The organism is Melioribacteraceae bacterium (assembly GCA_019638015.1).
GTDB lineage: Bacteria > Bacteroidota > Ignavibacteria > Ignavibacteriales > Melioribacteraceae > JAHBUP01.
Map to the genome: position 1 here is coordinate 2,845,181 of JAHBUP010000001.1, position 22,923 is coordinate 2,868,103.

Annotated in this window: 19 protein-coding genes and 1 tRNA gene; 8 read left to right on the plus strand and 12 right to left on the minus strand. The window is 34.4% G+C overall.

Going from position 1 to position 22,923, the window contains the following annotated elements:
• Positions 1-32: 32 nt before the first annotated feature.
• A tRNA-Met gene (locus KF816_12245) sits at positions 33-105 on the minus strand.
• 463 nt (positions 106-568) lie between these two features.
• Between KF816_12245 and KF816_12250 the strand changes: the two genes are divergently transcribed.
• The gene (locus KF816_12250; GenBank protein MBX3008784.1) at positions 569-1,099 is read left to right on the plus strand and encodes a hypothetical protein; all 531 of its coding nucleotides are present in this window, start codon (positions 569-571) and stop codon (positions 1,097-1,099) included.
• A gap of 150 nt (positions 1,100-1,249) precedes the next feature.
• On the plus strand, positions 1,250-1,690 hold the full coding sequence (locus KF816_12255; GenBank protein ID MBX3008785.1) for a HEAT repeat domain-containing protein: 441 nt from the start codon (positions 1,250-1,252) through the stop codon (positions 1,688-1,690).
• Between the two features lie 50 nt (positions 1,691-1,740).
• On the opposite strand, the gene KF816_12260 is transcribed toward KF816_12255, so the two are convergent.
• From KF816_12260 to KF816_12285, 6 genes are all read right to left on the minus strand, one after another.
• Positions 1,741-2,184, minus strand: coding sequence for a DsrE family protein (locus tag KF816_12260; GenBank protein ID MBX3008786.1), 444 nt, complete (start codon positions 2,182-2,184; stop codon positions 1,741-1,743).
• A gap of 13 nt (positions 2,185-2,197) precedes the next feature.
• Positions 2,198-2,602: a GPI anchored serine-threonine rich family protein gene (locus KF816_12265; GenBank protein ID MBX3008787.1), complete on the minus strand. Its 405-nt coding sequence runs from the start codon at positions 2,600-2,602 to the stop codon at positions 2,198-2,200.
• Positions 2,603-2,858: 256 nt separating this feature from the next.
• Positions 2,859-3,824: a hypothetical protein gene (locus KF816_12270; GenBank protein ID MBX3008788.1), complete on the minus strand. Its 966-nt coding sequence runs from the start codon at positions 3,822-3,824 to the stop codon at positions 2,859-2,861.
• A gap of 65 nt (positions 3,825-3,889) precedes the next feature.
• Positions 3,890-4,849 (minus strand): YihY family inner membrane protein, encoded by a 960-nt coding sequence (locus KF816_12275; GenBank protein ID MBX3008789.1) that lies wholly within the window; start codon positions 4,847-4,849, stop codon positions 3,890-3,892.
• A complete protein-coding gene (gene purL / locus KF816_12280) occupies positions 4,836-7,064 on the minus strand; it encodes a phosphoribosylformylglycinamidine synthase subunit PurL (protein MBX3008790.1) in 2,229 nt (742 codons plus the stop codon). The genes KF816_12275 and purL overlap by 14 nt, the downstream gene beginning before the upstream one ends.
• A 164-nt stretch (positions 7,065-7,228) precedes the next feature.
• On the minus strand, positions 7,229-7,867 hold the full coding sequence (locus KF816_12285; protein ID MBX3008791.1) for a glycosyltransferase family 2 protein: 639 nt from the start codon (positions 7,865-7,867) through the stop codon (positions 7,229-7,231).
• Positions 7,868-7,960: 93 nt separating this feature from the next.
• Here KF816_12285 and KF816_12290 point away from each other — a divergent pair, with 93 nt between their 5' ends.
• The 3 genes from KF816_12290 (at position 7,961) to KF816_12300 (ending at position 12,267) form a co-directional block, all read left to right on the plus strand.
• Positions 7,961-8,194, plus strand: a complete 234-nt coding sequence (locus KF816_12290; GenBank protein MBX3008792.1) for a hypothetical protein — start codon at positions 7,961-7,963, stop codon at positions 8,192-8,194.
• 25 nt (positions 8,195-8,219) lie between these two features.
• Positions 8,220-11,105 (plus strand): DUF2723 domain-containing protein, encoded by a 2,886-nt coding sequence (locus tag KF816_12295; protein MBX3008793.1) that lies wholly within the window; start codon positions 8,220-8,222, stop codon positions 11,103-11,105.
• 73 nt (positions 11,106-11,178) lie between these two features.
• Entirely contained in the window at positions 11,179-12,267 is a 1,089-nt protein-coding gene (locus KF816_12300) for a glycosyltransferase family 9 protein (protein MBX3008794.1), read from the plus strand.
• Between the two features lie 19 nt (positions 12,268-12,286).
• Here KF816_12300 and KF816_12305 read toward each other — a convergent pair whose 3' ends face one another.
• A complete protein-coding gene (locus tag KF816_12305; GenBank protein ID MBX3008795.1) occupies positions 12,287-14,437 on the minus strand; it encodes a hydrolase in 2,151 nt (716 codons plus the stop codon).
• Between the two features lie 154 nt (positions 14,438-14,591).
• Positions 14,592-17,018 carry a SpoIIE family protein phosphatase gene (locus tag KF816_12310; protein ID MBX3008796.1) on the minus strand — a complete coding sequence of 809 codons (2,427 nt, stop codon included), beginning with the start codon at positions 17,016-17,018 and terminating at the stop codon, positions 14,592-14,594.
• A gap of 206 nt (positions 17,019-17,224) precedes the next feature.
• Here KF816_12310 and KF816_12315 point away from each other — a divergent pair, with 206 nt between their 5' ends.
• Together KF816_12315 and KF816_12320 are read left to right on the plus strand one after the other, a co-directional pair.
• Positions 17,225-18,142, plus strand: coding sequence for a DUF362 domain-containing protein (locus KF816_12315; protein ID MBX3008797.1), 918 nt, complete (start codon positions 17,225-17,227; stop codon positions 18,140-18,142).
• A 95-nt stretch (positions 18,143-18,237) separates the two neighbouring features.
• Positions 18,238-19,806 carry a 4Fe-4S dicluster domain-containing protein gene (locus KF816_12320; GenBank protein MBX3008798.1) on the plus strand — a complete coding sequence of 523 codons (1,569 nt, stop codon included), beginning with the start codon at positions 18,238-18,240 and terminating at the stop codon, positions 19,804-19,806.
• A gap of 80 nt (positions 19,807-19,886) precedes the next feature.
• Here the strand turns inward: KF816_12320 and KF816_12325 are convergent, their stop codons facing one another.
• Positions 19,887-20,867: a DUF1028 domain-containing protein gene (locus tag KF816_12325; protein MBX3008799.1), complete on the minus strand. Its 981-nt coding sequence runs from the start codon at positions 20,865-20,867 to the stop codon at positions 19,887-19,889.
• A gap of 149 nt (positions 20,868-21,016) precedes the next feature.
• Between KF816_12325 and KF816_12330 the strand changes: the two genes are divergently transcribed.
• On the plus strand, positions 21,017-21,724 hold the full coding sequence (locus tag KF816_12330; GenBank protein ID MBX3008800.1) for an FKBP-type peptidyl-prolyl cis-trans isomerase: 708 nt from the start codon (positions 21,017-21,019) through the stop codon (positions 21,722-21,724).
• A gap of 73 nt (positions 21,725-21,797) precedes the next feature.
• Here the strand turns inward: KF816_12330 and KF816_12335 are convergent, their stop codons facing one another.
• Both KF816_12335 and KF816_12340 read right to left on the minus strand, forming a co-directional pair.
• On the minus strand, positions 21,798-22,331 hold the full coding sequence (locus KF816_12335) for a YhcH/YjgK/YiaL family protein (protein ID MBX3008801.1): 534 nt from the start codon (positions 22,329-22,331) through the stop codon (positions 21,798-21,800).
• An 11-nt stretch (positions 22,332-22,342) separates the two neighbouring features.
• Entirely contained in the window at positions 22,343-22,876 is a 534-nt protein-coding gene (locus KF816_12340) for an outer membrane beta-barrel protein (protein ID MBX3008802.1), read from the minus strand.
• Positions 22,877-22,923: the final 47 nt, after the last annotated feature.

Here is a 22,923-nt window from a genome sequence, read left to right on the forward strand (position 1 = left end):
CTATATTCTTTTCAAATATAGCCTTTTCTTAGTAGCGGGGCTAGGACTTGAACCTAGAACCTTCGGGTTATGAGCCCGACGAGCTACCAATTGCTCCACCCCGCGATGTAATTTTTATAAGAACCTTCGGGTTATGAGTCCGCCTTCATTTCATTTCGGCGAGATAAACCCGACTCGCTACCAATTGCTTCACTTTATCTCGTCAATAAAAAATCAGTTTTATTGATCAAGCTATAGTGTAATTTTTCTATTTTTAAAGAACTTTTTAATAATTGGAGGGGAAATATATCCAAGTTGACCGGTAATGTCAAATAATCCTCTGCTTCATCTATAATTTGATTTATCTCACAGCATAATGCTTTGATAGTTTTTTCCCCTGTCTGTTTGAAATCAAATTTATAATTTAAGAATAAATTTTAAGGTGATTGTCTTGCTTAAATGGATATTTATAATTGGCTTATTCATACTTATCATTATCTTTCTCAAGAAAGCCATATCAATTTTTAAAGACATCAATTCAGAAAATGATTAATTTTACCACCAGTCTAAATTTAATTTTGGGAAACAAATGAAAAAAATAATTCTATTATCATTTATCTTAATTGCATCCATATCAGTTAAGAATTTAGCACAGTATCAGATTGAAAAACATTATTTTGGACCTTCTTTAGGGCTATCGTTTCTGGGCTCAGTTCCACAAATTGGTTTTAATTATGAGTATGGTATGAAAGTCCAAAATTTTGGAGATATTGGTGTTGGTGGAATTCTCAGATATTGGGCACATAACGAAGGTTTTTTTGGTGGCGAGTGGAGCTATACAAATTTTTTATTAGGGGCGCAGGGCAATTATCACTTTAAAATTAATAACCCTAAAATTGATTTATGGGGAGGTTTAGTATTAGCACTCCAAACCGGTTCAGTTGAGTATAAAGGCAATAATGCAAATATTTATGTGAAACCAAGTTATGGCGGTCTATGGCTCGCACTACAAGGTGGCTGCAGATATTGGATGTCATCAGATTTTGCTCTTGTTGGACGATTAGGACTCGGAACATTGAGTTATAGCTCTCTCGAATTTGGAGTTGATTGGAAATTTTAATTTTTACAAGGACTTCATTTTAAATGAAGTCCTCCCCTTCTACCACATATTCATGTATGTCAAAAAACGCCCCCTCCTTAACCTAATAAAAATATTTTCGTCTTAAATGTTGAGGAAAAAAAACCTTAAGATAAATTAAAGGAGGATGTTATGAAGGCGCTATTTATGATCCTACTATTGGTTACCGTTACTTCCCTTTCAATTGAAGCGAAGAGAAATCTTGATTCTGAAAGAAGTGCAAAATATGAGCTCATCGAAGCAAATAGATTGCTCGGGCTTCAATCAGATAATCAAGGGTTGCGCGAAAGTTGCGCTTATTTTTTGGGTGAAATGAAATCAAAGAAAGCTGTTTTCCCTCTTATGGCTATGTTGAGAGAGGAGAACGCTCCTACCTCGTCCAGAATTATTGCCGCACTATCACTTATAAAAATTGGTGATCCTCAAGGCGCTTATTTTGTTAGTAGAGTTGCGGAATTGTGCGATGATCCTATTACCAAAAAGTTCTGTGAGAAATTTTACAAATCATACCTTTATCATAAAAACCAGGAAATTAAGGATGAGATTAATGACTCAATTGCTTATGCCGAATGAGATTTTCTAGGAGTCCGGACAAGTTAATAGTTGCCCGGACTCTATTTTCTTTAGTAAGATAATGAAATAATTCTGCCGCTCGTAAAATTAAAGAAGTCCTCTTTTGATGCTAATTTTGCTCCCTTTATTAAGTCGAACTGAGTTTTACCTCTCTCCACTAAACAAATTTCACAAACACCTATTTGCCCTCCTTTGGCAATAATTTTGTCCATCAAGAGTTTAGAGTGTTCAAACTTTTTGTGCTCCATTGTACGAGAGGAACCTAGAGGGACATTCACACCTTCCAAATCAAAAAATATATAAACATCATGGTCTTCTACCATTTTTAATGCTAAAGTAAGTGCCATTAAAACACTTGCCGGATTTTGTGGGCCGCTAGAAATATGGATAAATACTCCATCTGAAGCAGTATTAAATTTTGGTTCTCCTGCAAACAATTCTAAACTCAAAAAAGAAAATAATAATAGAAAGGCAACCGACTTTGTGATTTTCATTTTGAACTCCATGTTAATCGTATGATTTTGGGTTTATATAAAAATACTCACTGAGTGCTGATTTAATAGGAGAATCAATATCAAATATTTCGATTCTATAATGGACTGACCCTCTTAAATCTGAGGGGATCTGCCAGATATATTTCCCATTGTTTTCTGCGGCTAAAGAAATAATATTTTTCAATTCGGTTTTTCTGTACAATCTGATCTGTAATCTTTTACTTTCTGATGGGAAATTCCACTCAATAGTTTTCGAAGTCCCTTGTGTTAAAACTTCCCCAAATTTTGGGCTAATTATTTTTATTTCTAAACTCTGCTCAGTTCCAGTTATATTTTCTTCTTCCGGTTCATTAATAAAGCGGTCTGAGCAACCTAATAAAATTATGCAAATTGTTAAGGTATACATGAAATTTTTCATACTACACCTCAATGTTATAATTATAATTTTTTAAAAATTGTGAATTTCCGTAAGGTAACCTAGCTTCAATAAAATTACCCGCCACAGGTTGGGATATGTCTGAGGATTTAAACTGATTAAAATCAATTAATATCGGTAAGAGAGCTAACAGACTTATGAACGAAGTAATAACTTCTAATTCCAATTTAAGCTCATATCATTTATAAGCAAAATAAGAATAAGCAGACAAACTTAAAAATAATTTAATAACTCAATTTTATTTATAAAATTCGTACTCATACACTCCGTAAAAAGCGGGTTTATCTTCTGCAGTATAGCGCACCTCTTCTTTCTGCATTCCATTCTTATCATATGTAAATTTTACTTTAAACTGACGAACTCCCTCAGTTGTGATTAGTTCATCAAGTAGTAAGTCCCCATTATCATTGTAAATATAAGTTCTTCTATATTGCGGATTAACATGCTCAATTAAGTTGCCTTTGTCATCATATTTATATGTAACCAAAATATTTCCCGCTGGTGTTTTAGTTTCTTCTTTAACAATAAGTCCCATTTCATTATATGTAAGATCAACTTCTTGAGATATTTTTCCATCAAATCCCTTGTGGATACTTTTACTAACATTACCATTATGAAGAAAAGTCTGAGTATTCACAATATCCCCTTTTGGAGAATAATTTTTTATTTCCTTAAAGTTATTGTTTTTATCATATTCAGAGACACTTCTAACTTCTACTGCACCCCGTTGATTAATAATCACCTGTTCAATCTCATTTCCATTTTTATCAAAAACCGTTTGTCTTTTACCCATCATCACATCTTGTCCATTACGGGTAATCATTTCTATAACTCTTCCCTCCTCATCATACTTAAAAGAATAAACAAGATCGATTTCACCGGTGCTTTTGTATCTGATATGCTCAGTTCTTAAACCATTTTTATCAAATGAGATTTTTTCTACGAGAGTTCTATCCTCCGGCAGTGTGCCATCATATTTATAGAATGTTACATACTTATATCTTGCCTTAATTTTTTTCTCTTTTTGTTTTATTAGTTCTTTTTTGTCCTGTTCAACAATTTTATTTCTCTTAAAGGATGGTCCGCTTTTAAATGCCACTTCGGAATTATCTTGAGATTTCCCACAACTAGTAAAAACAAATAATAGAAGAGCGGGTAATACAATATTACTTAACTTATTAATTGATTTAAGAATTGATTTCATACTTCTCCAATTTCCAATTGTTTATAAATTATAGATGTAACTATCGACCTGGGGATAAATAATATTTATTCAGGAAATACTATCTGTAGATCATCAAGTTTTCTTTTTCTCTCTCTTTTTTCATTTCTGCGTTCTCTGAATAATTGACCAATTTCGGCACCTAAAATTAGAAGTACCGATGAATAAAATATCCAGAGCAGAACTGCAATCATTAAAACGAACGCTCCATAGAATGGATTGGTTCCCAAAAAGTTATATACATAATAACCGAATATACTCCGAGCTACTTCCCATAAAATCATAGTCCATAATGCACTCACGGCGGGGACTGTTCTCCCGAGCGGTTCATACGGGATAAAGTAGTAGAGTAAATAGAATAAAAAGAACATCACTAAAAGAGATGAAAAGTAAACAAGTATGTTAATGAGTGAATCGAGCTCATAAATTTTTAATAATCGTACAGTATCTGTAACATCACTTAACACATTTAAAGTTGGGATTAAAAATGTGAAGAACAAAATAATCAATAGGAGAAGGGCTGTCATCACTATATCACGAAAAAACACGTAGATAAATCCCTTCTGAATTTTTGTATGAAAAATTTGATTTAAGATTGTTCTCAAACTGGTAAATATCCAGCTTGCGGTAATCATCAAACCAAACACACCTATAATTCCCGCTATGTTGCTGTAATTTTTAACCTCGGGTAAACGCGATAATATTATTTTTTTCACATAATCGGCATAAGCTGGATAAGGTATGACCTGTTCAATTAAGTTAATAACCTGGACCTGAATAGTAGATTGATCAACTAGCGTTCCGAATAAAAAGAATACAAGTAAAATAAACGGAATCATTCCTATTAAAAGAGAAAACGAAATTCCGGATGCCGCAAAGAATAAATTATGTTCATCAATTCTTTTTACTAGACCAAACAGATAATGCCTAATAAAACCTATGATATACTTAACTGTTTTAAGCTCAATAAAATTTCTAATATGCTTGTAAAATTTAATGAGAGACATTCATTCTCTTACTAATTGAATTGTAATATAAATCAATTAATTCATCGAGGTGGAATTCATAATTGTCATTTACAATCAAACTTTTGCCTCCGGTTTCGCCTATTAATTTATATGGAGTAAAACTTTTTGAGGCAATACTTTCAAAAAATTCTTTATTCTCTGGAGATACTGAAATTATAACACGGGATTGACTTTCGGAGAAAAGTGAGAAATCTTCCCTACTTTTAATTGGAATATTGACTTTTGCGCCAATAGGATTTTCCTTATCAATAATTGCGGATTCTGCTATACTTACCAAAATTCCGCCATCAGAAATATCGTGAGCCGAATTAACTATTCCATTATTAATTAATTCAAGAATTGTTGTGTACAAATCTTTTTCCGCACGAAGATCAATTTTAGGTATTTCACCTGTCACCAAATTATGATGTACTTTAAGATATTCCGATCCCCCTACTTCCTCATAATCTTCTCCTAATAAATAAATCAAATCCCCTTCAATTTTAAAATTGGCACTTGTTACATTTTCTAATTTTTCTATCAAGCCAACCATTCCAATTACAGGAGTTGGGTAAACAGCGGTATCCGGACTCTCGTTATAAAAACTTACATTTCCTCCGGTAACCGGTGTATCAAAATAGCGGCATGCTTCTCCCATACCTTCTATTGCTTTGGAAAAAGTCCAATACATTTCTGGCTTATAGGGATTTCCAAAATTAAGGCAGTTTGTAACACCCAACGGAATGGCGCCGCTACAAACAACATTTCGAGCAGATTCAGCTACTGCAATCTTTGTGCCCTCTTTCGGATTTAAGTAAACATATCTTCCGTTGCAATCTGTTTTTGCCGCAATAGCTTTATCGGTACCTTTAATATAAATTACTGCCGCATCACTTCCCGGTCCCACAATAGTATTTGTTCGCACCATCGAATCATATTGTTCGTAAACCCAATTTTTCGAAGCAATATTGGGTGAAGAAAATATTTTTTTGAATACTTCAATTATCGAATCGGGTTGAGGAAGAGATTTGAGATCAAACTTTCTTGTCTCCTCTAAATATTTCGGTTCAGCGGTTTCTCTGTAATAAACCGGCGCGTTTCCGCCAAGAACTAAATCTTGAGGATTTATCTCAGCTTTCTTTTCCCCGTTATAATTAATAATTAATTTTTGATTATCTGTTACGTGTCCTACTATTTCACAATTCAAATCCCACTTATCAAAAATTTCTTTTACTCTTTCTTCATTACCTTTTTTAACAACTACGAGCATTCTCTCTTGACTTTCTGAAAGCATAATTTCGTAGGCGCTCATTCCATCTTCTCGCAGAGGAACTTTATTAAGGTCAACTATCATTCCGCTCTCCCCTTTACCGCTCATTTCAGAAGTAGAGCAGGATATACCGGCAGCACCCATATCCTGAATACCCACAATTAAATCTTCCTTTATAATTTCGAGAGTAGCTTCAAGCAGTAATTTTTCTGTGAATGGATCACCAACCTGAACTGATGGGCGTTTTGATTCCGATTTTTCCGAAATTTCTTCTGATGCAAAAGTCGCCCCATGAATTCCATCCCGTCCCGTTGAGGAACCTACGATCATCACAGGATTACCATCCCCCTTTGCGGTTGCGGATGCAACACGTTTTGTATCAACCAATCCAATCGCCATCGCGTTTACTAATGGATTTCCCTTATAGCATTCTTCAAAATAAACTTCACCCGCTACCGTAGGAACTCCAAAACAATTACCATAATCACCAATTCCTTTTACAACACCTTCAAATAAATAACGGGTACGCGCGTCATCCAATGTTCCAAATCGAAGAGAGTTTAAAGATGCTATTGGTCTGGCACCCATCGTGAAAATATCTCGTAATATTCCTCCAACTCCTGTGGCAGCTCCTTGGTAAGGTTCCACAGCCGATGGATGGTTGTGACTTTCTATTTTGAATGCGATTGCTAGTCCATCACCAATATCCACTAACCCGGCATTTTCTTCCCCCGCGTTAACGAGTAGTTTTCCGCCGCTTCTGGGTAAAGTCTTTAGGAGAGCGATAGAATTTTTATAACTACAGTGTTCACTCCACATTACCGAATAAATTCCAAGTTCAGTAAAAGAAGGAATTCTACCTAATTTCTCACAAATCCAAACAAACTCTTCTTCTGTTAATCCATGTTCGAGAGCAAGAGCCAAATTTACTTCAGGTTCATTCATTTTTGATATCTCATCTTTTGGGAGCGTAAATATAAAGAAATCAATTGAGAATTGAGAAAAAGCTCAACCAACTTTTCGAGCTTTCATATCTCACATGATTATTTATTATTCGATAACTCATTAACGTCTATTAATTATGTCTAAAGAGTATTGTCAAGGATAGACTATTCTATATTTGTGCAAATGCTGTCCGGAGTATCTCTATAATATATGTAGGTTTTCCAATCAACTTTTTTTACGGTGAATGCTCTTTCGGCACGTTCTAAAAATTCAGAATCATCGCTATAATCTAAATTGTAGAATCCATTTAATTCTGTGAAGACAGTTCTTTTCCCAAAAAATGTACCACCTACGGCACAATTATCAATATGGATTTCTTGAGTCAAATCATTTTTGTCTTTTACATAAGGGTGCCCAATAATTTCAACACTGCCATGAATTAAATCTATATCATGATTATCATTTAGAAAATCTACCCGTAACTTTAAATGATCGGGTTGATACTCATCGTCGCTTCCCAAAAAGGTTATATAATAACCAACTGAGGCGGTCATTCCGGCATTTAACGAAAGGGGCGGTTTTCTGTTGCTATGTTTCAAATAGCGGATATTTTCATTCTCACTCATTAATTTATTGACCAACTCAAATGTGGAATCGCTGCTTCCGTCATCCACAATAATCAGCTCCCAGTTTTTAAATGTTTGGCAAATAACAGAATTTATTGCTCTCTCAATTAATTGGGCACGGTTAAAAGTTGGGAGTATAATTGAAACAATCGGTTTATATGATTTGTAAACTTGCATCAGTTTCACCTATTATTAAGGGCAAATATAGTTTTTTATTCTTTGAATTTTTGATTAATTTGACCACCCAATTTGATAAACAACATTCAAAAAATGAGCTCAAGAGAACAAAAAAATTATTTTGAAATACTTAAAAAGTATGAACGAAAATTTGATAAAAATGAGCTTAATGATTATAAAATGCTCTTAAAAAGGCATAAAGATGATGAAGATTTAGACAAACTTTCTAAACAACGGCTTCAAAAATTGCTCGAGAAATATCATTTAAACCGTGAAAAAAAGAATTATGATCAATTCTTTTCCAAACCGGCAGAAGACACAAATTAATCCTTTGAAATTTTTAGGTGGAATAATGAATTATAACAATCTTAACAAAATATTTGCCGCGGTAGTTTTTATTGTAACTGCTGCTGTTTATTTTATAACAGTACAGCCTTCAGTTTCATTTTGGGATTGCGGGGAGTTTATCGCATCTTCTTATTTACTGCAAGTTCCACATCCTCCCGGAACACCCTTCTTTATTCTTGTTGGAAGAGTTTTTTCCATGATTCCATTTGTCGAAAATATAGGTCTGCGGGTGAATGCTATCTCTATTATCTCCAGCGCGTTTACAATTTTGTTCCTCTATTTAATTGCTGTAAAAGTGATCCAATATTATAGAAAAAAAGAATTTGAAAATATTTTCGACGCAATGGTAGTATATACTTCAGCCGCTATTGGAGCATTATCATTAGCATTCAGCGATACTTTTTGGTTCAATGCCATTGAAGCGGAAGTTTATGCATTCTCCACTTTCTTTATCGCAATTGTTGTATGGTTGATGGTAAAATGGAACGAGAGAGCAGACGAACCAGATAATGAGAAATATTTACTTCTAATTGCTTATCTGATTGGTTTATCTACCGGCGTTCACTTAATGAGTGTTCTGGCAATTGTACCGGTGGTAATGACTATTTACTTCCGCAAATTTGTTGATGACGAAGAAATACTAAAAAAGAGTGGAATTCTTTTTGTTGTCCATTCAGTGATAATTTTAGTTTTTGCAGTGGTTATGTGGATGTCTTTAACAGAAACAACACCCCCCTCTCCCGATGCCTACAGTGCAGTAGATTCCCGTTTTGTTGGAATATTTGCCGCTATCACAATTGTTTTTATGGGCATTTTCTACAAAAAAATATTGGTAAAAAATTCTTTCTATCTCCCTATCATTATGGGAGGTGTGGCGTTGGTTACAGTTTATCCTGGTATGGTTAAATATCTTCCAAAATTAATTACAACTATCGGCAAAAACGATCTAACTCTTGATACTGCGACATTTTTTGTAATTATTGGTGTGCTCTTCGCAGCAATCTTTTATACAAAGAAAAAAGAGATGCACATTTCCAATTTAATTGCAAAATGTGTCCTGCTCGCTGTAATCGGTGTTACATCATATTCGATGATAATAATTCGGGCGAATCAAGAACCGCCAATTAATATGAACAGTCCAAAAACTTTTACAGAATTGGAATCATATTTAAATCGTGAGCAATATGGCGATTTCCCAACATTTAAAAGAAGATACTCAAATGAGCCGCATCAGTTAAAAATTTATAGCGAGTATACAAGCGATTTCGATTTTTTCTGGCGCTACCAAATGAATCATATGTTCAATAGATATTTATTCTGGAATTATATCGGTAGAGAAAGCACATATCAGGATACAGGCGTTGATTGGACAGACCTTTTCGGGATACCATTCTTCCTGGCTTTATTCGGGCTCTATTACCATTTCAGAAAAGATTGGAAAATGGCATCGGTCTTTATTGTGATGTTTATATTCTTAGGTTATTTAACCGCATTTTATCAAAATCAACAGCAGCCCCAGCCAAGGGAGCGTGATTATTTTTATGTAGGTGCTTTCTTTGTTTTTAGTTTATGGATTGCTCTCGGCATTAATGGAATTATTGAAATATTAAAAGATTATTTTAAGGGGAATTCAATAGTAAAACCGGCATCTATCGCCATTCTTTTTGTGGGGGTACTTGCTGTTCCAGTAAATATGATTAATGCAAATTGGTTCCAGAATTCGAGAGCTAATAATTTTGTTCCCTGGGATTATGCATACAATCTTTTGCAAAGTGTTGAAAAGGACGCAATACTCTTTACTAATGGAGATAATGACACCTTCCCTCTATGGTATCTTCAAGATGTTGAGGGAGTAAGGCGTGATGTTAGAATCGCAAATCTCAGTCTGTTAAATACTCCTTGGTACATTAAACAGTTAAAAAATAATGAACCTCACGGGGCTAAAAAAATCGAATTTACTTTTTCTGATCTGGAGATTGATCAGATAGGACCAATGAGATGGGAACCGCAGACAATTCAATTGCCAGTGCCCGATGAGATCATTCAAAAGTTTGGTGTAACTGATACTTCTGTAATTAAGAATAAAAAGATTACCTGGGTTATGCAGGCAGGGGCTCAGTTTGGGGATGTTTCGGCACTTCGGGTTCAAGATATAGTTGTTCTTAACATGATTCAAACCAATAAATGGAAACGCCCTATTTACTTTGCAGTTACCTGTTCCGATGATAGCAAATTGAGTATGGATGATTACTTACAAATGGAAGGAATGGCTCAGCGAGTAGTTCCTCAGAAAAATCCGGATCCATCATTGGAATATATTAATGAACCAATAATGAGAAAACAATTATTTGATGAACCTGTAGGGTATAATAAAGATTATCAGCCCGGATTTAAGTTTCGAGGCCTTAATGATCCTAATATATTCTTCGATGAAAATCATGAACGCCTCACACAAAATTATCGTAACGCGTTCATAAGACTTGCTATTCATTATTTGAATGGTGAAAAAAACACTCAAAAGGTGATCGAAACTTTGGGAATGATGGAACAAAAAATTCCAAGAAATATCATTTCTATGGATTATAGAATAAAGCATGATGTGGCTAACCTTTATAATATGACCGGGGATAAGGAAAAATATAATGAATTTGCCGAAGAAGTTATTGAAGCCGCCAAAGATGCAATTAAATTAAATCCTATGGATGTCTCAAGCTGGTATAATCCTTATAGATTATTATTGACCCACTATGAAAATATGGGGAGATATAATGATGCTATCGAATTGCTACAGCAGTTAAAAACCTATATTCCGAATGATCCGGGTATCGATTCACTAATTTCTAGTTTCAGGAAAATGTCTGGGGCAGGAAAACCGGAAATTGAGAAATAGCTATCAATTTTGAAATCATATTATTGATGCCGGGTTTAGCCCGGCATCATTTTTTTGGCAAAAAAATTTTTTTATGATTAATTCAACAGATAAAACAAGAATTTTAGTAATTGCATTATCAGGTATAGGGGACGCACTAATGTTCACTCCCTCGCTGATAAAATTAAAAGAAGATTTTCCACATAGTGAGATTGACGCATTGGTAATGTTTGGTGGAGTTAAGGACATTTATCAAACACTTCCCCAAATAAATAATATTCATCATTTCGACTTTTTAAAGAAAAGTAAAGCAGAAGCCCTTAAATTTGTGCTTTCACTGCGTGGTAAATATGACATTTCAATTAATGTATATCCCTCCAACCGAAAAGAATATAATTTAATCAGCTTTTTAATTGGAGCGTCAAAAAGAAGCGCTGTTCAATATTTGCGCAAAGATTTCATCAATCTTGGTTTTTTAAATAATTATAGAGTTCTAGAAAATGATAATTTTCATAATGTTGATGAAAATATTTTAATGTGTGAAAAGTTGAGCGGGAAAAAATCATTTGGCATTCAGCCTCTACAATTTAATTTTAGTGAAACGAGCAAATTATACCAAGAAAAATTTCTATCGGCTAATGGAATAAGTAATGATGATTTAGTGATCGGGTTTCACCCGGGATGTTCAGCCCTCAAGAATCATGATAAAAGAAGATGGTCAACAAAAAACTTTGCTGAGTTAGCCAAACTTCTAATTAAAAATAAGAATGCAAAGATTTTAATTTTTGGAGGGAAGGAAGAATTATATCTTAAGCAGGAAATAATAAGTTATGCATCTAATAAAAATATTATAGGTGTTGAAACTAGTTCATTGGAAGAAACAGCTTCAGTTATGAAAAGGTGTAATTTATTTATAACAAATGATTCTTCTCTAATGCATGTTGCTTCTGCATTGCAGTTAAATGTTATAGCTTTGATTGGTCCAACTAATCCAAAGTACATTTCACCTTGGCAAACAAAACATTCTATAATATCGTTAAATTTGGAATGTGCCCCTTGCTTTTATTACTCACCCAAACCTCTAAGTTGTGCAAGAAAGGATGTTCAATTTAAGTGTATAGTAGAACTTCCTTTCCAGCTAGTATATGATGAAGCGCTAAAATACTTGGGTAACTACAAATAAACTTTATTCCTGTCATTACTTAGAAATAATACAAGTACTTAATCTTTATTACTGATGATTGATCGGCCATTCGCAAATCGTTGTTCAAATTGTTTCTATCATGCCCTTCGTTAAATGCAAGATAAATCCAGCTTTTAGGTAAAAATTGATAGGAGAAAAGTGCGCCTAAAAATAACCTCTCCATTCTTTTTGAAGAACGCAAATATAAATTATCAACATATACGTAAAGATTTAGATCATTTATTGGAGTTAATGAAATATAGGGACGCGCATTGTATGTTATGTCTTCAATATCCCCGGCTGGATTGCCTTCTATGTAAGAATTAAATGAAGTCCCTACCCAGCAAATATCTGCGGCCTTCCATGAAAAAGAGGAACCCACCCATGAATAAAATGCGAGATATTCTCTAGAAAAATTATAAGTCTTAGAATATCCTCCCCAAACATTTGCTCTCCAATTTGGATTAGTATTAAACCATGAACTAAAATTAATATTATATGAGTCATAACTTACATCGAGGTCACGGGCTTTGGAAGCATCCAAGTTTATTTCAAATCCCCAGTTACTTCTGAATTGCATATTATACCCAAATAATAATCCATGGTCGGTATATGAATCAGCCTTTTCATATCCTAAAACGGGACCGGTATAAATTAGAATCTGCGATACTGCCCCCTCTTTCGGAAACCATATTGGTCCGGTTAATCCAACGAACTCTGCGGTACCTCTCCAAGGAACAAACCCAACCTGATCAATATTAAACTCGCTGCCGATATAACGTGCACGTGCAAATGTAATCCAGCTTTCTCCCATTTTTGTAAATCCGGCCGAGCCTGCAAAATCACCGTCTGAATTATTTATTGATCTTGCAAGTTGATAAGCCAATTGCCAATCGGCATCTCTGAATGCGCCATCGATATCAATCACTCCATCAGTATTATTTTGTGTTTGCTTTCCAACAAATAAAACTCCTATTGTAGAATTTTCCATTAGAGTAGCTTTAACTCTTCCAGACACGAATGTTGCAGCTGGCTCAATCTTTTTTGTATCGTCAATGGTATATTCATGTTCAAGAGTTTGAGCAACAAACCCGCCATATTCCCAATCCTCATACCTCCCAAAAGCTTTACTTCCAAAAATTATTGGAACTTCAGCACCACCAGGTAATTTTTTCCCGATTCTTCTTGAATAAAATAACTCGAGGGGCGTATAGAAGCCTGAACTTCTTTGTCTTCCCGAAGGCATAAAAATTTCATTCCCTTGAGTAAAAAAGGGTCTTCGTTCGGAGAAATATGATTCGTATCGTGAAATATTGAATGAATAAGGGTCGGTTTCTATTTGCGCAAAATCTGGGTTTGCAGTTACTTGTAATGTTAATTGTGGTGAGGGATTAAAGAAAATATCTAGACCGGCATTTGGAGAAAATTTATAATCTCCCTCTTTAAGATTAGTTAGTTTGCCAAAAGCTGTTGGATAAATTTCAAGATTTAATCCTTCAACACTTGGTTTGAAATCATCAAAAACCAACTTGCCAAATTTAGAAATTCTTTGTCCTTCATTTTTTTCATAAGTGCACCAGTATAAATCTTCACTATCGATCGGTCTCCATCGGTCAAAATCGAGTCCCCAGAAATTTAGTTCCTTATTATATTGAATAGTTTTATAGGGGATTTCCATCTCAACAACATAACCCCAGTCATAAATTTTAGAATCGGAGAACCAAATTCCGTCCCAGCTGTAATCCCGGTTTCTTGCATCATCAAGTAGTCGGCAATCTGCACGAACACCCGCAGCGCTAACAGCAAATTTATACGCACTTTTTTTATCTCCAAAAGTATCGAACATTACTGAAACAACATCTCCGCCAAAATTATCTTGTGTACCGGTATTTTTTTGAATGTTTGATTTATCATCGTAGGCAATTATTAAACAATAAATTGCAGATTCATCGGTCAAAATTTTTGCCACAGTATGGCGTGATGGCTCTTTACCAACAAATGGCTGAAGCTGGAAGAAATTTGTGGCGGAATCGGCATTCTGCCAAACGTCATCAATAAACCCATCAATTATTATTTTTTGATCTGTCTTTTTTAGTAGTACAACTTTTTCGTTATTGCTAGTACCCCATATTACGCCTGAAATCAAAAAAAGTGCGATCAGATATTTCATTATTTGCTCTTAATTATTTTTGCTTTTTTAGACGCTAGTTTGTACGAAAGGTTACGTAGATGTTCTCAGGATAATCAAAAAAATGAATATATTTTTAGGTTACCAGGCTTGATTGATTTTCTTAATTGCGTAATTCAATACAAATAATTGATAATTATTTTAATCTTTTTACCACCAGCATAGTCATGTCGTCGTGCTGCGGATAATTATCAACAAACTTATTTACATCCTTAAGTATAATATTAATAAGTTCTCTAGCGGATTCATTTTTATGTTTTTCGATTAAAGAAACTAATCTTGTTTCTGAATATTCTTCATGTTTTTCATTCATAGCTTCGGAAAATCCATCGGTGTAAAGAAGAAAAACATCACCTTTATTTAAATCAACTTCTTCTTCGGACAATGTTGACGCAAAAATGCTCCCCTCTTCGAGGCCTAGAGCCATTCCTCGGCTTAAAAGTAGTTTAGTGTTCCCCTCATTAGTTGTGAGGATACCCGGATTATGCCCTGCTCGTGAGTAATTAATTGTATTTTTATCAATATCCAAGATAGCATAGAACATGCTGACGAATGAATTTTTCTCAATAGTTTTATAGAGTAACCTATTTACTTTTTGAAGTACGTTTTTAGGCGAAACATCTTCTTCGGCATGTGCTTGTAAAATTCCTTTGGTTAAAGTCATATAAATTGCGGCGCCAACTCCTTTACCAGAAACGTCACCAATAGCAATACCCATTTTGTTCTCAGCCAATTTTACGAAATCAAAATAATCACCGCCGGCTTCTATGGCGGGAATGCTGATGCTCGCGATTTCATATCCCGGGATTTTTGGATCTTCTTTGGGCAATAAGCTTAGTTGTACTCTGGCCGCAATTTCAAGTTCTTTTTTTAATCTCTCTCTTTCTGAAATCCTAAGAACGTGTGAAGGCAAGCCATATGATTCAAGTACAAAGTCTTTTTTTCTAATTACACTGATCACGTAAATTAAAACTGATATGAGCAGTAGCATAACCGAGATAATAAAATTAATAGTAAAGAATGAATTACTTGATCCGGCTAATACAATAATCTTAGATGTTAGGGCTAAGTGAAATAGTGTGCTGCCAAGTGTCAATAAATCATATTTAAAAAATAGAAATGCTAAAAAGCATCCAAATATAAAGTGGGATAATAAATTAATTCCGAAATTATTTAATGATGGAGGAGTAATAATTATTGCTACAGATAACATCACAGTTGCGCCAGTAGCTACAATTGATATCCATTTTCGTTTCCATCTTTGGTAAGTAGTTGTAATTGTAAAAAACGCAACAGCAATGCTCGTAATTAATGCTTCAACAATTGAATTGAGACCAAGGGATAATACAGGAATCCAACCCACGAAAATATCCATTGCCGAGGTAGCTGTAATAAATATATTTGAATCGGGCTTGTTAAGGATTATGCTTCCAAGAATACCAGTTAGCGTAATTCCTGTTCCGAGTACTAAGCCACGAAGTATTGAAAATCCACTGACTCTGGAAGTTAAATGACCTTTAATAAATGCATCAGCCCCAATCAGTTTTTCTGGCCATAAACTTCTTGCGTACGATTCTGAAACGCTCCATGCAGTAAATAATAACAATCCCAAAAATAAATAAAGAATGAACCCATTAATTACCACGGCAATTAGCTTTGTGTAAACAAATGATAAATTACCAATCATCATTCCCTGCCCCAGACCTGGCCAGTAATTTATTAAACTAATTATTGAGGAAACATAATAAAGGATAAATAAGCTTTTACCAACATTCATCCATACTTCGCCCTGATGGTACTTTTTTAAAAACATAGATATAGCAGTGATAATCAATCCAATAATAAATATTACCGATACTGTCCCATAAATAGCATCAAGAGAGGAGAAGTATTCACGATCTTTTTGAGGCACTTCAAAATAATAATGAAAACTGCCTACCACATCACCTTGAACATTACCGGTAATTACTGTTTTGCCATTTAAATCAGGTTCATTTTTTTCCCATCTAAAGGAATGATCCGTTCTCTTTAAAAAATCAATCTGCCGATACTCAACCATTGAAAACTGTTGAAAGTCATTTCCATACATCTCAACAATTTTTGATTGGATTAAAGACTGAGCTTCATCTTTCATTAATGATTTTGATTTGTGTGAATCGGGGATTTCTCTAGTAAATCCAAAGACTTTTCCATTGTAAGATACATCTACATAATAAGTTGTTTGTGCTATTTGTCTCGGTAAATTTTGGTGGAACATTACAACCCAGCTTAAAACGGACCATTTATTTATTTGGAGATACTTATCAAATCCTTCATCCCCTAATTGTTTCAATAGATATTTATTTTCAACCGGAGAATTATCTATGAATGCTTCCTTCATCATTGTATCTGCTTTAAAACCATGTTCACCCAAGTATTTTTGGGCGATTTCAATAGCCTCTTCTCTCGTTACCTCATACTTCAGCTTATTAAAAATGCTAAAAGGATAAATACCAATTATTAGGAAGAGAATTACGATAGCGGCAACGAGCCAATAGACATGTTCTTTGAGTGAATTTTGCATTGGGCTAAACCAGACAATTTGTGTTTAAGACGTAGGAAAGATAGAAAGGTTTAGGGTAGTATTCAATCATATTAATTTATTGTATTACTAACTGAACTAACTATGAGATTAAATTTTGTGATTAATCTTGCCTCCGGCCTAATTCTCTTGAAACCTTTAAAATATATTAATATGTTTCAATCCGAGTTTCACAATAACGGAGAGTTATGAAGAGAAGAGATTTCTTGAAAAGTACCGGTATTATTGCTGGGGCAGGAGTAGTTATTCCTGGCGTGTATGGAAGTGTGTATGCAAAAACCAGTTATATAAATAACAGTTTTGACCTTGTGGCAATCAAGGGGGGTGAACCAGATGCCATGTTTGATGAATCAATAAAACAACTTGGCGGGATGAGTTCATTTGTTAAGAAGAATCAGACGGTAGTTATAAAACCAAATATTGGATGGGATGCTTCCCCCGAGAGAGGAGCTAATACTCATCCTAAATTAGTTAAGAGAGTAATAGAACAATGTTATAATGCCGGAGCAAAGGAAGTGTACGTTTTTGATCATACATGTGACGATTGGCGAAAGTGTTATACAAACAGTGGTATAGAAAAAGCAGTAAGTGATGCCAAAGGTAAAATGGTTCCAGGGAATAGTGAAAGTTATTACCAAGATGTTGAGATAAAAGCGGGCAAATCATTAAAGAAAGCTAAAGTTCATGAATTAATTTTACAATCTGATGTGTTTATTAATATTCCAATACTAAAAAATCATGGCTCAACAAAGGTCTCATTATCAATGAAAAATTTAATGGGCGCTGTATGGGATAGAAGATTTTGGCATAGCAATGATTTAAGCCAATGTATTGCCGATTATGCCGCGTTTAATAAAAAACCTTCTCTCAATATTGTTGATGGTTACTATGTAATGAAACGTAATGGACCCCGGGGCGTTTCTGTTGATGATGTTGTGTTGATGAAATCTCAAATTCTTTCAACAGATATTGTATCCGCAGATTCAGCTTCAGCTAAAATTTTTGGCGTTGAGCCATCAGATATTAGCCATATAAAAATCGCTAACAGTATGGGTCTTGGCAAAATGGATTTGAATTCTCTAAATATTAAAAGAATTACACTATAGTTAATTTTATAAATAGTAAATATTTTATTTAATCATCACGGTGGTTAATAGTCGCTAACTCCGTGATGATTTTTTATAGCCACTTTTGAGAAAGAATGAGACAATCAAATTTTAGACTATTACGAATAATTATCTCAATATTATTTTTTATTCCCACAACATATATCCTAATCGATTTTTATGGATTGGTCCCGGGCGATGTTAAAAAATGGATATTATTCCTTCAGTTTACTCCATCTGTTCTAAATTTCATAACAATTGGTACGTTAAGTATAACTGGATTTATAATTATACTTGCTCTTACTTTTTTATTCGGCAGAGTTTATTGCTCAAGTGTATGCCCCTTGGGAGTACTTCAGGATATCATTAATTATTTCTCAAAAAAAATTAAGAAGCGAAAAAAAAAATTCATTTTTGTTAAAGAAAATAAGCTATTAAGATATTCCCTTTTAGCCCTCACAATTATTCCCATTTTTTTTGGGATTAATACTTTTCTCGTACTACTCGATCCCTATAGTTTATATGGTAGAATTGCCGGAAACTTTGCACTCCCCATCTTAGCATTTTCAAATAACGGTGTAGCATATATTCTTGAACAGTTTAATAATTATTCTGTTTATCCTCATGATATTCAAAAATTTAATATTGTCCCCTTTGCTATAGTATTTTCATTTTTCGGACTTATAGCATATTTGTCGTTTAAACATGGGAGATTGTATTGTAACACTATTTGTCCAGTAGGCACTTTATTGGGGATAATTTCAAAGTATTCACTATTTAAGATCAGAATAAAAGAAGAAGAATGTTTAAGCTGCGGTGCTTGCGCAAGAGACTGTAAGGCGGAATGTATTGACAGCAGAACAAAAATTATTGATACTTCCAGATGTATTGCTTGTTTCGATTGTATTCCGTCATGCCCCACAGAGGGGATTACTTTTTCATTAAAAAGTAGCGCTAGTTCAAGTGATGATTCAATAAATAACTCAAAGCGAAATTTTCTAACCAAGACTTCTATCTATTTATTATCTCTTTCTGCAATTGGAGCAAGTGTTCAGAAAAAAATTAAAATCACAAAACCAAGCACTATTCCGGTATTCAAGGAAAACGCCGTTTCACCCCCAGGATCATTTAGTTTGGATAAGTTCAACGGTAAATGCACTGCATGCCATTTATGCGTAACTGCCTGCCCAACTCAGGTTCTGCAACCCTCCTTTTTGGAGTATGGATTTACAGGAATGCTTCAGCCACATTTAGATAATAGTGCAGGTTACTGCAATTTCGACTGCACGATATGTAGCGATGTTTGTCCTACAGGAGCAATAATTCCAATTACAAGAAATGATAAACATCTTGCTCAAATTGGAATTGCAAAATTTATAAAAGAGAACTGCGTAGTTCATACACAAAAAACAGATTGCGGGGCATGTTCGGAACATTGCCCAACAAAAGCTGTGCACATGATTCCGTACGAAGTTAAAGGATTAGTAATTCCTGAAGTTAGAGAAGAATATTGCATAGGATGCGGAGCTTGTGAGTTTGCATGCCCAACCATCCCATATAAATCAATTTATATAGAGGGTAACAGCATTCATAAAACAGCAAAGAAAAATGTGGAGGAGAAAAAGCTTGAGAAAGTTAATATGGATGAGGACTTCCCATTTTAATCAATTTTGAATGTGATTTTTCCCATATATAATCTGTTCAAGTTTTCAATTTTACCACAATTGAGAGTGCTGAAAAATTATTATTCCAATATTTTTTTTAATACATCTGGGCTGACTTTCAATAGTCCATTTGGCAACAATCGTGGGGTTAATTCTCTCCAGTTATTTCCTTTCACAAAAATCTCCTTAAATAAGGGTAATGCTTTTTCTAAATCACCTTTATTGGCGAGTGCGACGGCGGTCCAATATTTCATTTCAAGATTATCCGGAAACATCTTCATAGCAGATGAATATTGTTTCATCGCCTCATCCATGTCATCTTTTTCCACTGCCAGGTCCCCTTCATTCATAAATTGATACGCGCGATGAACATTTAATAATCTTCTCATTTCAGGTAACGGATTTTCAGAGTCATCAATTCTTAAATCAATTTTGCGATCTTCCCATAAATTACCGGTCGATTTTCCCCGAACAACTAAAAGAGCTGCCGATTGTTTCCCTCTAATATCTCCCCCTTCTTTTTCTGCCGCTTCAAGAGCAGCAAGCATTCTTTCTGCTAAATCACCTTTAGAATTTTCGAATGTATTTTTCATTGCGGGCCAAACTTTATCGTTACTCATTAAATTAGCCTGAACAGAGAAATACTTTCCTACAATATTACCAGCTGGCTGAATACATTTTGAGCCGGTGAATGATGCGGCAGTTCCTTTAGAATCAATTATCGCTAATTGTCTAAACTCACGCCCCTCATCACTATTTATTAATTCATCCAGAACTTGCTGAGCGGATTTTCCAAGCTTCAATAATTCCAATCCTCTCGGTCCAAATGATGGATTAACAAATGATTGAGTTGCAATTGCCCCAACTCCTGCCTCTCCCCAGCTTACAATTGTTCCAACTGCGAACCAATGAGATTGAACAGCAACACCCATATCTCCATTTGTGGGATCGTAAGCAACTATTGAATAAGTATGAGCGAAGGGGGTATCCGATTTATATATTTGACAATTAATGTTACTGAATGATAATAAGAATAATGAGATGACTATTAACGATTTCATTTTAATTTCTCGATTGTTGATAAAAAAATAAATAAAATCATTCAGTTTTGCATAGATATTGAAATCATATGAAATAATAATGGTTTGCATATAAATAGCTATGGGCTTATCTTGGCACGCCAAAAAATTAAAAATGGAGTAATATTAAAATGAGATTGATGAAAATCATAGTTCTCTTACTAACAGTAATAAGCATAACAACAGCACAAAATAATTCTAAAAACAAAAAATCAGAGAAAATAATGTTTAAAACCCTCGAAGACTCGATAAGCTACTCAATTGGTCAAAATATTGGTGCATCATTAAAAGATCCAGCAATGAATATAAAATTTGATATGGTTTTTAAAGGATTGCAAGATGCAATTGATGGTAAATCCGAATTAACCCCCGAAGAACAACAAGTTGTTATGAACAAATTTAATCAAAAACTTATGAGCGCAAGAGCAGCTCAGACAAATGCTGTTAAAGATAAGAACAAAAAAATTGGTGAGGCGTTTTTAGCTAACAACAAAACTAAAGAAGGAGTTGCTACTACTGCCAGCGGATTGCAATATAAAGTAATAAAAGAAGGTACAGGAGCTCAACCTACAGATACAAGCAAAGTAACCGTTCATTATAAAGGTACATTGATTGATGGAACTGTCTTCGATAGCTCTTATGATAGAGGCGAGCCAATCACATTCCCATTAAATGGCGTTATTAAAGGTTGGACCGAAGGTGTTCAATTAATGAAGGTTGGCAGTAAATTTGAATTTTATATTCCTTCTGAATTGGCTTATGGCGATACAGGCGCCGGACAGGTAATAGAGCCGGGAGCAGTATTAATATTTGAAGTTGAATTACTGAGCTTTGAATAAGGTTTTAATGAAATGATTTACTCCGACATCTCAAGTAATAATTGGGATGTCGGAGATAAATTAATATTGAGGTTTACTCTGGGTTATTTTCTTCCGGTGTATTTTCTATAACTTCCGTTTTATTGTCCAAGTTTTCCGCTGTTTCTTCAATCACTTCATCAACTCTAACCTTAACCACAACTTTCTTAACCGGTTTGGGGATATTAACCGCAACAGAAGGCATGTGTACATCTGTAGGGAAAAATATCACAAATTGTTTTTCATCAACAATCAAATAGTTACCCTCTCCCTTTAATAACATTACATCTTTTACCTTATTATATTCTTGAATCACAGCCATATTTGTTTGATGAGCAAAACCCATCTTTTCCTTACCACTAACCATATACTGAATATCGATATAATTTTTATGCGCTTCCCATTTTGCGGCGCTAAATGGTTTGGTATTATACTCACTTACAATGGAGTAAATATCAGTTCCTTCAATATCGTAAGTTCCACTCTCGAGATCATTAAAATTTGTTTCGGAAAGATATTTCAATCCTTTTTTTATCCGTTCCCCTAAATTCTCGTATAGAGAAATATTTTTGATATTATCGTAAATCATGCAAGACCTCACTATAATTTAAGTAAAATTCCAACGCTCATTAATGAATAATTGCTTTTAGCATCTTTTATATCCAATAAAGAATCAAGTTCTAGATCAAGAAATATATATTTAATATCTCCCGTGAGAATATAGCTACCCATATCCAACTGTGCCCCAACGCCAGCATGATATCCAACTTTGTTTTGAGATTCATTACGTGTAACATTTGTCAATGGATCCTTAAAATCAATTTTTGTATTGTACCATGCAATTCCTGCTTGACCATATAAAACTGAGATTAAGTTCATCTGTGCGGTCAACATTATTGGGTAGGATTTAGTGGTAAGTTCACTTTCCGTGTAGCTATCCGATTGATAACCAATTGATCCTTCAACTCCAAATCCACCCAAATTAATTCTCAAAGCACCAGAGTATGTTACAGAACCTTCGGTATCTGCCCCTTTGGCAAATCCAATTATTGGACCTAATGAAACTGAAGTATTTTGCGCAGAAACAGAGACTGTTACCAAAATTAGGAATAATGCTATAGCTATTTTTTTCATAACTAATTTCCTGTTAAGTTTTCCAAAAATTACTAAAATCCAAAATC